Below are 13,625 nucleotides of genomic sequence, written 5' to 3' on the forward strand. Positions count from 1 at the left end.
GATCCTGCCCGGGAGGTCGTAGGGCCGGCCTCGCCCCATGGTTGAGGAATATGCGGTTCCCGACGGTTCGGCGGAAGCGGGAAAAGAGTACTCCGGTGTTCCTGACCAGGGAAAGGGATGACATCCTGTTCTGAACCCGAACTCAGTGGAAACAGGAAAAGCCCGACCAAGTTCTCCTGGCCGGGATCGTATTCGTGGCCTCCGGTTGTCAGGTGCCGCCCGCGGGGGACGGTTGCTCCCCACGGCGTTCCAACAGGGTCGCGATGACGTTCCAGTTCACGGCACAGGCGCGCGCCACGGCCGCGATTCTCGCGGCCTGGTGCGGGGGGATGTGCTCGATGAGGTCGGCTTCGTCATGGCGTATGACGCGGGCTTCGAGCCAACGGATCATGGTGCGGCCCTCGTCGTTGTACCTGAGAGTGGGGTCCTTCCTGAGCGAGTCGAGGACGACCCCGAGGTCGATGGGCCGGGCCTCGGTGGAGCGCTGTTTCGTCCCCCGGCTTCGCGCTTCCACCTGTTCGTCCAGGCCGGTCGAGGCCGGATGATCCGTGGTGACCCGCGCCTCGCCGACCGCGTCGCCGTCTTCGCCGAGCGAAGGGGTCTCCTCGCGGGACGGGGGAGCGTCCGCGCTGTTCAGCTGGTCGCGGACGTCCCGCACGGTCTCCACCGAGACACGGGCCAGCCTGGCGATCTCCCGAAGCGACGCGTCCGGGCTCCGAGCCAGGAGGTCGGCGACCCGTTGCCGACCCTCGTCGGGGTTGACGGACCGGACGCGGCCGTCGAGTCCGACCCGGACCGCCGACCGGACCGCGGGGTCCACCGAGGAACGCCTCAGGGCGCCGACCGTCTTGCCGGACAGGCCGACCTTGGCGGCGATCGCCCGATCCGACCATTCGGGGTGGGTGGCCAGGATCTTCTTGGCGGACTCCTTGCGGTCGGTCAGTGTCAGGGGCAACCCGTGGCGGATGTTGGCCTCGACCGCGGCGATGAAGCAGTCGGGGTCCGGGCCGTCGAAGTAGATCACCTCGATGGTGCTGCGGTCGCTCGACCGGGCCGCCTGGAGGCGGTGCATGCCGTCGATGACCCGCATCGTCGGCCGGTGGACGAGGATCGGGGGTAGCTCGTCGATCCGCTCGGTCAGGCGTTCCACGTGCTCGGGGTCGACCCCTTTCACGCGGGGGGAATCGGCGTCCAACAGGAGGTCGACCGGGACTCGCTCCGAAGTGGTCGCCATCTCAGCTCCTTTGGGGAAGAACGCCATCCGTGGTCGGCGTGACGGATTCGGTTCGAGCGACGGCGACACACCGAATTCTGTCGCCATGGGTCGGATCCGGACCGGACGCGGCGCGGAGCGTGTGGTCGGGGCGGCCGTGGTCGGTCCGGAGGGGGAGAAGAAGTGCGGGGGTGTGCCGACATACACGGCGTGTCGGCCTCATGTTGGCGCGAGTACTCACGGGCACCAAGAATAAAGATCATTCTCTCTGATTTCAATCAAAATCCGATCCCTTGCTCTGTTCGTCTGGGGCATTTGGTGCCTTATGTGCTAAACGGTGGAATTGAACTTCCGGCGGTTAGGAGCTCCGGTCGGGTATGGCGGGGCGGACGTGTCGTTCTTTTGTCCCCCGTGCACTGGTACAACGCTGAACCGGATCGGCGGCTGGGCGCGTGACCGAGGAGCGCCGGCGTTCCGCTTTCCGGTCGGCGGCGCTTCCGCGCGCAATCGCGCACACGAGGCGCCGGCTCCCCTCCCCGCTCGGGCGTGCGGCGAAGCCCCCAGTGTCCACCGGTCGGACCGGGTTCGCTGATGGCAACAGCCCTCGCTGATGGAATCATGGGGGGTGCGACGGTGGCGCTCTGATCAGGGGTGTCGGCGGACTTCGCGCGGCTCGCCGGGGCGCCATCGATCTATGTAACAGCGAAAGCTGTTGACATGAATAATCACTGTTGATAGGAGTAGGATCATGTCGAAGGAACTGGACATCCGGCTGCTCGAAGGCGAAGAGCTGTCGAACTGGGAGCGGGCGCGGCTGCTCGTTCCCAAGCTGAAGGCGCTCGCCGACGAGAACCGTACGATCCTGTGCCTTCTTCTCGCCGAGCGCCCGCACACCGTGAAGGAGCTCCAGGAAGCCACCGGTCTCAGCCAGACCCTCATCAGCCACCACCTGCGCCCCCTGCGCGAGCAGGAACTGGTCAAGGTCGTGCCTCGCGGTCGCTCCAACGTGTACGCCCTCTGCTGTGAGGAGCTGGGGATGCCGGTCCGCTGGCTCGCCTCGCTCGCGGCACTGACCCCCGAAGGCGCCAAGGCGTGCTGCCTCAGCGAGGAAGACGACGAAGCGACTACTCCCCCAGAGGAACCAACAGATGTCTGAAACCTGGATCGAGACGATCAAGACATTCGGAACGATCGCGGTTGAGCTGGTCCTGCTCTTCTTCGCGGTCGCTTTCATCGTCGCCCTGTTGCAGCGCCGGTTGGGCGAGAAGAGGATCCAGCTCTGGCTGGCCGGAGGAAAGATGGCGGCCCCCCTGAAGGGGGCCGTTCTCGGTGCGCTCACCCCTTTCTGCTCGTGCTCCACGCTCCCGATGCTCATGGGCATGCTGAAGGTCGGGGCGCCGTTCCGGGCGGCTGCGGCGTTCCTGATCGCCTCACCCCTCATGAACCCGATCATCCTCGGTATCACCTGGATCCTCTTCGACTGGAAGGTCATGGTCGGCTACGCCCTGGTGGTCTTCGCCGGCACGATCGTCCTCTCCCTCGCCCTGGAGGCGCTCGGGATGGAGAAGTACGTCCGCCGGGTCAAGGTCAGCGCGGAGGGGCACAGTGACGCCCCGTGGCAGGGAATCAAGGCCGAGGCGCGTCCCGCCTGGGACCAGGCCGTGTCGTTCTTCAAGCCGCTGGCGATCCCGATGCTCATCGGGGTGTCGATCGGCGCCTTCATCTACGGTGCGGTCCCCGAGACCTTCCTGACCTCCGTCGCCGGCCCCGACAACCTGTTCGCCGTTCCGGTCGCCGCCCTCATCGGCATCCCCCTCTACATCCGCACCGAGTCCGCCCTCCCCATCGGCCTCGCCCTGAACTCGGCCGGGATGGGACTGGGCCCGGTGTTCGCCCTCATCATCGGAGGCGCCGGAGCCAGCCTTCCCGAACTGTCCATGCTGGCCGCGATCTTCAAGCCGCGTCTGGTCGGGGCCTACGTCGCCAGCATCCTGGCGGTCGCCGTCGCCGGTGGCCTGCTCATCCCCCTGCTGGTCTGACCCCCACCGTCCTGCGACCGCGCGAAACGGAGCCCATCGTGGAAGCGGTGTGTCGGAGCACGCGAAGAGCCGGTGGCCCCGCCGGAGGACGGGGCCACCGGGCCGAAGGTCCGATCCGACGGGGATCAGAAGTTGACCGAGACGACCTTGGCCGGGCCGGAGCCCTTGGTCGCGGTCAGGGTGTGCGGGACGTTCGGGGCGATGTAGAAGCTGCCGCCCTGCGGAATCGTCGCCTCTCTGGGTGCGGCCGGGTCACCCCACTTGAGGTGGATGTCGCCCTCCATGCAGTAGATGACCTCGTGGGCGTCGTGGCCGCTGTTGAACGCCGCCTTGTCCGGGTCGTCGACGTTGACCTCGAGCATCAGCGGGACGAGCTTGGGCAGGGTCCGGGTACGCACCAGGCAGTTGTAGGTGTAGTACTCGGTGCCGCCCCGCATGCCCTCGATCACCGGGTTGTCGCCCGGAGCCTGCACGCGGACACCCTCGTCGAGGTCGGTGACGAACCCGGGGGTGAGCTCCGAGGTCGAGGTTCCCAGGACGCCGGCGATCTGGGTCAGCTTCTCGAGGGTCAGGTCGCCGCCGCCCTTCTCCTCCAGGGCGACGACGTCGTCGACGTTCAGACCCAGCGCTTTCGCGAAGGACTCCCGGTCCATCTTGATGTGCTCGCGGCGGTCCTTGATCTTCTGTCCGTAGGTCTCTTCCAGGGCGGGAGTGGTCGCCATGTCTCTCTCCTTCGGTGATCGGGTGGTGGCGAAGCGGCTGAGGAGACGGGGGTGGTCCGGTCGGCCCGCGTGGGGGCGGGCCGACGGGGGGAACCGGGTGGCACCGGCACCTCCTCGGCCTCTTCACGGATCACGGTGCGAGATCGCACCGTGAGGTCGTGGCGGTCGCGCGCCGTGCGGTGGCTCAGGCCGTGGACGGGCGGGATGAGATGCGCGTGCACGCGACGCCCTCCGGCCAGTCGCCGAAGGGGCTGAACAGGTGGTCGTAGTCGGCGCTGCGCACGGATCCGCGCATGATGAAGCACTCGGCCCCGGCCGAGGCGCTGGCCAGGAGGGCGTCGAGCTTGGTCTTGAGCGCTCCGGTCGTGTCCCACGGGCTCTTGGCCCACAGCGCCGAGTAGGCGCGCTCGGGCGAGGCCGGGTCGACGTGGGGCAGGACGTCCTTGCCGCCCGGGCCGTCCAGCAGGATTCCGGGGACGTCCGTCAGGCTGACCACGCGCAGGCCGGGCTCCAGGGCACGGACGAGGAACTCCGGCACCCGGTCGCTGGAGAGGCCGTGGAGCCGGCCGTCCGCGCCGAGCACACTGTCGCCGGACAGGACCGGAAGGGCTCCGGAGTCGAGCACCCTGGTCAGGACGTCACCGTGTACCGAGAACGATCCGTCCTCGTTCAGGACCGACATGGCGCCGAGTTGGAGGGGAAGCACCCGGACGCCCTCGTGGCGCAGCGCCTGAGTCCACGCCCAGCGGACGTCCGCGAGCGCCTTGGTGAGGGGGATGCAGCCGAACGGGTCGGCGTCGTCGTTCCCGCGGAGCGCTCCGTGCCCCACAGCCCCTCCGCCGGTGATGAACACGAGGCGGCCGCGATGCTCGCGGAAGATCTTGGCGATGACGCGGGCGTAGTCCGCGATCGTGGGTATGTCAAGGCTGTTCTCGACGCTCTTGTCGGAGAAGAGGCTTCCGCCGATCTTGATGGCGAGGACGTTTACCGGCCGAGATTCCCCGGTGGGGGCAGGGTGTTCTCTTTCGGGCTGCCGGTCGATCGTGGGGATGCCGCTCACGGTGATCGTTCTCCGCTTTCATGCAGGTTAGACAGGTTCGCGTCCACGGTGGTGTGGTCCGACGTCCGGTGCGTCGGGGTGCTGCCACGCATTTCGTATGCGTGGTCGTCGAAATGTCTGCTGTCTGCTGTCTGCTCTCAGCCGGTGGGGAGGACGGTGTGGGGGTACCGGCTCTCAGAGCCGCTTTCCGGGAGCGACTCTTCGATTACTGAATGCTGTTCGCTTGGCTGAGATGAACCTTAGGTGGGACATGTCGGACATGTCCAGAGGGGATAGTCCATATTTTTCCGGAGACGTGTTCGGATCGGCTCCCGACGTATCGGGTGTTTCGGCGTCTGTGCAGGTAGATGTGGGTTCGATCGGGTCCGTGCGACAGTGTGGACGGAGCGAATTTTTTCGTGTTCCGGTTGGCAAAAGAGAAACCCGCACCGAATGATCGGTGCGGGTTTTCGCGCTGTGGGCAGAATGCGATCCACGGCCTCTCGGCCGTTTTCACTGGAGCTCTCTCTTTCGATTTCCGGCTCAGCGGGAAGGGGTTTCCTCGGCCTTCGCGTCAGCCTTCGCCTGGGTCTCCGCCTGGGGCGTCTCGTCTTCCTCTTCGGTGACGTTCACGGCGCCGCAGCAGCTGTCCAGCTCTTGCTTGGAGTCACCGCCGATGAGCTTCTTGAAGAGTCCTCCGGCCATGTCTGGCCTCCAATCTGTTTTCTTCCCGCCGAACCGCTGGTGTTCGCCGGATGGAAATCGACGCTCCGCGTGCCGCGTGGCCGTCGGTGCGCGGAGGCCGGGGCAGGGGCCTCCGCGCGCGGAAAGCCGCGTTGGCGTGGTTCCGGGCCGGGGTCCGTTCGGTCGCGGAGCGTCGTGGTGAACCTCCGGGATGGGAGAACGTCTTTCCTGTATCCAGTAATAACAACAGCTTTGACTGATGTCAACCATAGATATTGGTCGATTGTGGGGCGCTCACCGCACCAGGCGCCTCAGTAGCATGCTGACCAGTTCCAAAGCGAAGACCACCGCGAACGTCATCAGCGTGATCAGGGTGATGACGTCGTATTCGCGGGTCTGCGTGGCCTGGAGGAGGTAGAAACCCACCCCGCCGGCGCCGACGAGGCCGAGCAGCGTCGCGGACCTGATGTTCACATCGAGTTGGTACAGGAGCCCGCCGATGAGCGCGGGGGCCGCCTGGGGCAGGACCGCGGTGAAGTAGCGCTGGGTCCTGGACGAGCCCAGAGCCGACATCGCCTCCAACGGTCCGCCGTCGATCTCCTCGAGCGAATCGGCGACGAGCTTGCCGAGGAGCCCGACGGACCCGAGCGCCAACGCGAGTACCCCGGCGACCGGCCCCAGACCGATCACCACGACGAACACGATCGCCAGGACCAGTTCCGGCAGCCCGCGGACCGCGAGGACGAACCCGCGGAACATCCCGTGCACCGCCCTGTTCCCCGCGATGTTCCGGGCGGCGAGCGTCCCGACGGGCAACGCCAGGAGTGCGCCCAGGAAGGTGGCGGCGAGACCGATATGGACGGTCTCCAGCAGCGCGAGCAGCAGCCCGTCGAGCATGCCCGCGTCCCCGGGCGGCCAGAACAGGCCCAGTGTCGTGGAGAATCCCGCCCACCCGGCCGCGGCGTTCGCCTCCAGCGCCCTGGTGCCGAACAGTGCCGCCACCACGGCCGCGACGACGACCGCGGTGTACGTCCAGCGCCGCGCCCGGGCGAACGTGAACGGAGGTGAGACACGCCGCGGCGTCTCCACCGGGGCGGTGTCCCGGGGGGCCGTGGCCGGCGCGACCGCGTCCGAGGCGCGGCGCCCCCGGAACCAGCGGGTGAGCGGACCGGGGGCGCCGAGTTCGCCGTCGCCCGATCCGCGCAGGAGGACCCGGCGGATCGAGGTGGACACCATCTCGGTCAGCAGACACAGCACCAACAGGATCAGGGCCCAGGCGATCCCGAGGCCGAAGTCCAGGCGGGCGAACGCGTGGGCCATCTCGAACCCGATCCCCGCCACGCCCACGATTCCGAGGACGGCCGACACCCGCAGGTTGATGTCGAAGCGGTGGAGCCCGATCGCGATGAACGCCGGTAGGGCCTGGGGAACGACCGCGGTGAGGAGTCGCTGGCCGCGGGTGGCGCCGATGGTGGTCAGCGCCTCCCGCGGACCGGATGAGGTCTGCTCGATCGCGTCGGCGTAGAGCTTGCCCACCATGCCGATCGAGTGCAGCCCCATCGCGAGGATGCCGGGGAGCGCCCCCAGCCCGAACAACCGGACGAAGAGGATGGCCAGGACGACGTCCGGTACGGCACGGGCGGCCACGATCAGTCCCCGCGATGTGAGCCGGTGCGGTGTACCGGGGGTCGTCACCGACGACGCCCACACCGACAGCGGGAGGCTGAGCACGATGGACAGCAGGGTCGCCAGGAAGACGGTCCCCAGGGTGATGCCGGTCTGCCGGAGGATCTCCTCTCCGCTGGGCGGGGACAGGGGCCAGGTCTGCCGGATGAACACCTCGGCGTTGGCGGCCCCCTGAGCCAGGGCGGCGAAGTCCATCCCGAGGGCGTGCAGGGACCACAGACCGGCGCCGACGAACAGGCAGAGGAATCCGAGGACCGCCCCCGTGCTCTTCGGGGGACGCCGCGGGCCCGTCGGCAGGGCGCGGGGCGCGGAGGGCCGTACCGGTGGCGGCGCGATCATCCGGTGGCGTCCAATGCCATCGGCTCGGTCCTCGGTTCCGTGCCGTAGACCCCCATCGCGGTCGTGGTGTCCAGCGCGGCCGCGGGAGCGTCCAACGTGACCTCGCCGTCGCGGAGTCCGATGACCCGGTCCGCCCACCCCAGGGCCAGGTCGACCTGGTGCAGACTGCCGATGACCGTCAGGGAGCGCTCGCGCGCGATCTCGCGCAGCAGCCGCATGACCGTGTCGGCGCTGTCCGGGTCCAGCGAGGCGACGGGCTCGTCGGCGAGGAGGATGGCCGGGTGCTGCATCAGCGCCCGGGCGATGGCCACCCTCTGCTGCTGACCGCCGGAGAGCGTGCTCGTGCGCTGGAACGCGAGGTCGGCCATGCCGACCCGGTCGAGATGGTCCAACGCCTCCAGGCGGAGGGAACGCGCGTAGGAGAACAGACCGAGCCGGGGCCCCACGAGCCGACCGAGCGCGCCGCTGCAGACGTTCTCCAACACGCTCAACTGCCCGACGAGGTTGAACTGCTGGAAGACGAAACCGGTCCTGCGGCGGAGCCGGCGCAGCTGGTGGCCGCGCGCCCGCGCCACGTCGGTGCCCAGCACCCGCAGACTTCCGCTGGTCGGCCTGTGCAGGCAGCAGATGTGCCTGAGCAGGGTGGACTTTCCGGAGCCGGAGCGGCCCAACAGCGCCAGGATCTGCCCCTTCGGGACGTCGAACCCGACCCCGCGCAGCGCGGTCACTCCGCCGTCGAACTCCTTCGTCACCTGTGTCAGTGAGACGGCCGGTTCACGATCGACACCGTCGTGCACCGCGTGGTCTGCCATGGAAACCTCGCATCGTTCGTCGGGGGATGGGGAGTCGCCGGTGCGCGTGCGCGCTAACCCGCCTCGCAGGCCTCGGCCTCGGTGATCTCGCAGAGCTCACGGATGGGGTCGTAGAACGCGTCGTCGGCCTCCGTGAACCCCCAGTAGCCGGCGATGTCGTCGACCCCGAGGGCGTCGGCGTTCCCCCGCTCCAGAACCGCTTCGCTGATCGACTCCCGCAGCTCGGGATCCAGGGAGTTGAGGATGGCGAGCGGGGAGTTGACCACCGGGTCGGACTTCCAGAGCACGGTGTAGTCGTCGTGGTCGATGCCCTCCTGCTCCGGGAGGACCTCCTCGTACAGCAGATCGCGGACGGCCCCCGCGTCGCAGTCCCCGTCCCGGACCGCCAGGAGTGAGGCGTCGTGCCCGCCGGCGAACCGCTCGGTGTAGTCGCCCTCGTTCAGTCCCGCCTGCATCAGTCCGGACAGCGGGTAGAGACGGCCGGAGGTGGAGTTGGGGTCGACGAAGCAGACCGTCCTGCCGCGCAGGTCGGAGAGTTCGGTCAACCCGCTGTCGGCTCGGGCGACCATGTAGGAGTGGTAGCTGGGGTCGCCGCCCTTCTCGTAGAGTTCGGCCGCGATCGGGGAGATGTCGACCCCCGAGTCCTTCGCCAGGACGTAGCTGAACGGGCCGTACATGGCGATGTGCACGGTGCCCGCGCGCTGGGCCTCGATGAGCGCGGCGTAGTTCGTCATGACCTCCAGTTCCACCTCCTTGCCGGAGGCCTCGGCGATCAGGTCCTTGAGCGGCTGGTAGGAGGCGTTCAGGGAGGCGGCGTTCTCGTTCGGGATCAGGCCCATGACGAGCGTGTCGGGGTCGGAGGCGCTGTCGGCGTTCGAGGCGCCGCCGCAGGCGGCCGTCAGGGTGAGGGCGGCGGACACCGCGCAGAGCGCGACCGTCCGACGGGGGGACTTTCCGGGCATGCTGTGGTCCTTTCGAGTGGAGGGAGTGGAGTGGCTGGTCCGCCGGGCGGGTCGTGTCAGTCGTCCGCGGCCCCCGAGAAGGGCCCGCGCACCGCCGCGGCGAAGCGGTCCCGCATGGCCTCGGGGGGGTGGGCGCCGGTCGCGCGCGGAGGCATGGGGCCGCGGCGCGGACGGGTCGGTACGACGAGCATGTGCGGTCCCGGTGAGGACAGCGCGGACGCGACACCCGCCTGGAGCTGCTCAGGGGTGGCGCACCGTCTGGCGTCGGGGTATCCGGCCGCCGAGGCCACCTGTTCCAGGCGGGTCGTGTCCGATGTCGTGCCCTGGCCGCCGGTCGACTCGTGGATGCCGTTGTCCAGCACGACATGGACGAGGTTGGTCGGGGCCTGGGCGCCGATCGCCGACAGCGCGCCCAGGTGCATGAGCGCCGCGCCGTCGCCGTCGAGGGCGATGACCGGGCGGTCGGGTCGCCTGAGTGCGACACCCAGGGCGATCGAGGACGCGTGCCCCATGGAGCCCTGCATGTAGAAGTTGGCCGGCCGGTCCTCGGCCCCGAACAGTTCGCGTCCGGTGTAGCCGGTGGTCGCGATCACCGGCGCGGCCCCGATGAGCTTGGTGATCAGGCGGATGGCGTCGGCGCTGTCCATCCGGCCGGTGTCCGCGTCCCCGCGCGCCGCCTCGGGGGCCGGTTCCGCGGCGCCGACCGTGTGCTTCTCCACGAGGACGAACGGCGCGTGCCCCTCGTCGAGCGCGGTCGTCGCGCCGTCCAGGACCTCCCGGAAACGCGTCTCGTCGGCGTCCGCGCGCAGCGTCCAGTGCGGCAGACCGAGGAGATCCAGGTAGGGAGCGGTGGTCGGTCCCATGACGGCGTGCTGGGGTTCGTCGCCGGCCGGGTCGGGCCAGCCACGCAGGCTCACGAAGGTGAGCACCGGGATCCTGTAGGTCATGACCAGCGACGTCAGGGGGTTGACGAGGTTGCCGAGCCCGGAGTTCTGCAACATGACGTAGGCGCGTTCACCGGCCAGCGCGGCTCCGGCGGCCGTGGCGAGCGCTCCCCCCTCGTTGGCCGCGGCGACATAACGTCCCGGGGCCCGGCTCAGCAGGGAGATCGGTCCTCCGAAGTAGGAGCAGGGGACTCCGCTGGCGAAACCGAAGCCGCGTCGCTCCAGTTCGGCGCAGAAGAATTCGGCGGAGATCATCGGTGTCCTTCCTGGGCGGCTCCGGTCAGGCCCGGGACCGTCTGGGCGGGGCCGGACTCTCGCAGTAGCGAGGGAGCGGTCATCGGCGAGGGGACGGGAAGCCCGAGCAGGCGCAGGACGGTCGGGGCGACGGAGGTGATCGCGGCGGGGGCCGTGGTCGACAGGACGGCGTCCCGACGTGGGCCCGCCGGGACCAGGACGCAGTGGACGGGGTTGCACGTGTGCCCCCCGTAGGGGACGGCCTTCCCCTCCGTGTCCCCGGCGGGTCGCAGCATCTGCTCGGCGTTGCCGTGGTCGCCGACGATCAGCAGCCACCGGCCCGCGGTCCGCGCGGCGGCACGGATGTGTGCCACCGCCGTGTCGACGGCCTCGGCCGCACGCCGTGTCGCGTCGAAGTGCCCGGTGTGTCCGACCACGTCGATGTTGGCGAGGTTGGCCACGACGAGGTCGACGTCCTCGCGGGCACACGCCTCGGCGACGGTGCCGGCCACACCCGCGGCGTTCATCTCCGGGTGCTCGTGGACCGGCTCGTCGGGGGCTCCGGTGACCCTGTGATGCTCCTCCCCCGTCCGGGGACGGGCGTCGCGGCCGTTGAGGAAGAAGGTGACGTGCTCGAACTTCTCCGGCTCGGCGACGCGCAACGACCGCGCGCCGGCGTCTTCCAGCACGTCACCGAGGCCGCCCGAGGCGTCCGCCCGGGGGACCAGCGCGGGAATCGCGGCACGCGTGTCGTACTGGGCGAGGCTGAGCAGACGAACCCGTTCGCGACCGCTCTCGGCGAGCGTGTCCGCGACCATGTCCGCGAGCGGGGCCGTCCGGTCGCTACGGAAGTTGGTGAACAGGACGCAGTCGCCGTCCTCGACGCGTGCCGGACGCCCCGAGACGCCGGTCACGGCCGTGGGTGGGATCGCGCCGTCACCGCTCCTCAGGGGGACGGCGGTCTCGGCGGTGGCGGCGGTGTGCGTCGCTTCCCCGTCCAGGAGGAGGCGCACGGTCGCGGCGGTCAGGTGGTCCCGTCCGCTCTTGTCCATCGCGTAGTCGCGGCCGATCACCCCGGAGATCGCGCCGACCCCCCGGTCACCGGTCATGGCCTCCAACCGCGACAGGTAGTGCGCGGCCGTGCCGTCGGCCACGTCCCGGCCGTCGGTGATCGCCCAGATCCGTACCCGGTGGAGCCCGCTGTTCCAGGCGGCCTGAAGGATCTCGGGAAGATGGTCGATGTCGGAGTGGATCCGTCCGTCCGAGCACAGCCCCACCAGGTGGAGGGTGCCCCCGTTCGACGCGAGTTCTCCGCACACGTCGCACAGCAGGGGATGGGAGCGCAGACCTCCCGTGCGCGCCTCCCGTCCGACGCGCAGACTGTCGTACTCCACTGCTCGGCCCGCCCCCATGACGAGGTGGCCGGTCTCCGAGTTGCCCACGGTTCCCTCCGGCAGGCCGACGGCGGCTCCGGAGGCGTCGAGCAGTCGCCCGCCGTGTCCTCGGGTGAGGTCGTCGAGAACGGGGGTGTGCGCGGCGGTGAGGGCGTTCGCCGGGCCGGGGCTCGCGTGGCCCCACCCGTCGAGGATGAGCAGTACGCCCGGGGCGAGGGCGGTCACCGGTCACCTCGCAGGGACTCGAAGCGATCCCAGAAGTCGGGGAAGGACTTGGTGACGCACGCGGGATCGCGGATGACGACACCGGGGGTGCGCAGGCCGGCCACGGCGAAGGCCATGGCGATCCGGTGGTCGTCGTAGGTGTCGATCACCGCCCCTCGGGGCTCCCTTCCGCCGTGGACCGTCATCGTGTCCTCGGTGGTGTCGACGGAGACGCCCATCTTCCGGAGTTCGGTGCTGACCGCGTCGATCCGGTCGCACTCCTTGACGCGCAGGTTGCCGATTCCGGTGATGCGGGTCGCGCCACGGGCGTAGGCGGCGACGACGGCCAGGGTGGGGGCGACGTCGGGCATGTTCGACATGTCGATGTCGATTCCGTTGAGCGGTCCGCCCGTGAGCGTGGTGCCGGTGGGTCCGAAGTCGGTGGAGCACCCCATGTCGGCGAAGGCGGTGACCAGGCCGACGTCCCCCTGGGCGGAGTCCGCGTCGATTCCGGGGATGGTGACCCTCCCGCCGGTGATCGCGGCCGCCGCGAGGAAGTAGGACATGCCGGAGGCGTCGGGCTCCACCGTGATGTCGCCTCCGCAGTAGCGCGCGGCACCCGGTACGGTGTAGCGCTCGTATCCCGACCGCCGGAGGGGGACCCCGGCGGTGGTCATCGCGGCGATCGTCATATCGACATAGGGCTTGGACACGGGGTCCCCGTCCACGGCGAGTTCGAGACCCAGCTCCGTTCCGGCGGAGCCGATGAGCAGGCTGCTCGTGAACTGGCTGCTCACGGTCCCGTCGACACGGGCGGAGCCGCCGCGCAGGGCGCCGCCGACGACCTCGATCGGCGGTGAACCGTTGCCCTCGACGCTCCGGGCCTCGACGCCGAGCGCGCGGAGCGTGTCCAGGAGGTGTCCCATGGGACGCTCGCGCATGCGTTTGTTGCCGGTCAGGACCGTTCGCCCCTCCGCGAGGGCCGCCAGGGTGATCAGGAAGCGGATCGGTGTACCCGCGTTCCCCATGTCGATGTCGGTGTCGGGTGCGCGCATGGGGCGCCCGTTGGGGATCACGGCGAAGGTCTCGTCGCCGGCGTCGGCCTCGACGTCCACGTGTCCGAAGGCACGTAGGGCCTCGGCCAGGAGCAGGGTGTCCTGCGAGTGCAGCGCGTGGCGCAGGACGGTCGGCTCGGAGGCCAGTCCCGCGATCGCCAGGAACCGGTTGGTGTAGCTCTTCGAGCCGACGACGGCGACCGTGGCGTCGACGTCCTTCCTGACGGGGGTGATGCCGACCTCGGGGAGGTCCATGATCGGATTGCGGGTCGGTCGTGTCACAGCTGTGTCCATCCTT

General features: G+C 69.4%; 12 protein-coding genes. 2 read left to right on the forward strand and 10 right to left on the reverse strand.

The window, feature by feature from the left end:
- Window positions 1–208: 208 nt before the first annotated feature.
- Window positions 209–1,234, reverse strand: coding sequence for a ParB/RepB/Spo0J family partition protein (locus tag DVR05_RS20710; RefSeq protein ID WP_232832241.1), 1,026 nt, complete (start codon window positions 1,232–1,234; stop codon window positions 209–211).
- 727 nt (window positions 1,235–1,961) lie between these two features.
- On the opposite strand from DVR05_RS20710, the gene DVR05_RS20715 reads away from it, so the two are divergent.
- Complete coding sequence (locus DVR05_RS20715; protein WP_017602267.1) at window positions 1,962–2,369, forward strand: helix-turn-helix transcriptional regulator; 408 nt, start codon at window positions 1,962–1,964, stop codon at window positions 2,367–2,369.
- Window positions 2,362–3,252 (forward strand): permease, encoded by an 891-nt coding sequence (locus DVR05_RS20720; protein WP_116247560.1) that lies wholly within the window; start codon window positions 2,362–2,364, stop codon window positions 3,250–3,252. Before DVR05_RS20715 ends, DVR05_RS20720 begins: the two co-directional genes overlap by 8 nt.
- 125 nt (window positions 3,253–3,377) lie before the next feature.
- Here DVR05_RS20720 and DVR05_RS20725 read toward each other — a convergent pair whose 3' ends face one another.
- The 9 genes from DVR05_RS20725 to aroA all read right to left on the reverse strand — a co-directional run bounded on the left by DVR05_RS20725 (window position 3,378) and on the right by aroA (window position 13,609).
- Entirely contained in the window at window positions 3,378–3,974 is a 597-nt protein-coding gene (locus tag DVR05_RS20725) for a cupin domain-containing protein (protein WP_116247561.1), read from the reverse strand.
- A gap of 184 nt (window positions 3,975–4,158) precedes the next feature.
- A complete protein-coding gene (locus tag DVR05_RS20730) occupies window positions 4,159–5,034 on the reverse strand; it encodes a hypothetical protein (RefSeq protein ID WP_157982488.1) in 876 nt (291 codons plus the stop codon).
- Window positions 5,035–5,556: 522 nt separating this feature from the next.
- Window positions 5,557–5,718 carry a hypothetical protein gene (locus DVR05_RS26720; RefSeq protein WP_157982489.1) on the reverse strand — a complete coding sequence of 54 codons (162 nt, stop codon included), beginning with the start codon at window positions 5,716–5,718 and terminating at the stop codon, window positions 5,557–5,559.
- A gap of 273 nt (window positions 5,719–5,991) precedes the next feature.
- Complete coding sequence (gene phnE, locus DVR05_RS20735; RefSeq protein ID WP_232832242.1) at window positions 5,992–7,722, reverse strand: phosphonate ABC transporter, permease protein PhnE; 1,731 nt, start codon at window positions 7,720–7,722, stop codon at window positions 5,992–5,994.
- The gene (gene phnC, locus DVR05_RS20740; RefSeq protein ID WP_116247563.1) at window positions 7,719–8,534 is read right to left on the reverse strand and encodes a phosphonate ABC transporter ATP-binding protein; all 816 of its coding nucleotides are present in this window, start codon (window positions 8,532–8,534) and stop codon (window positions 7,719–7,721) included. Before phnC ends, phnE begins: the two co-directional genes overlap by 4 nt.
- A gap of 53 nt (window positions 8,535–8,587) precedes the next feature.
- The gene (locus DVR05_RS20745; protein ID WP_116247564.1) at window positions 8,588–9,496 is read right to left on the reverse strand and encodes a phosphate/phosphite/phosphonate ABC transporter substrate-binding protein; all 909 of its coding nucleotides are present in this window, start codon (window positions 9,494–9,496) and stop codon (window positions 8,588–8,590) included.
- A gap of 56 nt (window positions 9,497–9,552) precedes the next feature.
- On the reverse strand, window positions 9,553–10,695 hold the full coding sequence (gene aepY, locus DVR05_RS20750) for a phosphonopyruvate decarboxylase (protein ID WP_116247565.1): 1,143 nt from the start codon (window positions 10,693–10,695) through the stop codon (window positions 9,553–9,555).
- The gene (gene gpmI / locus DVR05_RS20755) at window positions 10,692–12,293 is read right to left on the reverse strand and encodes a 2,3-bisphosphoglycerate-independent phosphoglycerate mutase (RefSeq protein WP_116247566.1); all 1,602 of its coding nucleotides are present in this window, start codon (window positions 12,291–12,293) and stop codon (window positions 10,692–10,694) included. Before gpmI ends, aepY begins: the two co-directional genes overlap by 4 nt.
- Window positions 12,290–13,609, reverse strand: coding sequence for a 3-phosphoshikimate 1-carboxyvinyltransferase (gene aroA, locus DVR05_RS20760; protein WP_198659263.1), 1,320 nt, complete (start codon window positions 13,607–13,609; stop codon window positions 12,290–12,292). Before aroA ends, gpmI begins: the two co-directional genes overlap by 4 nt.
- Window positions 13,610–13,625 lie beyond the last annotated feature (16 nt).

The organism is Nocardiopsis sp. FIRDI 009, assembly GCF_003386285.1.
Classification (GTDB): domain Bacteria; phylum Actinomycetota; class Actinomycetes; order Streptosporangiales; family Streptosporangiaceae; genus Nocardiopsis.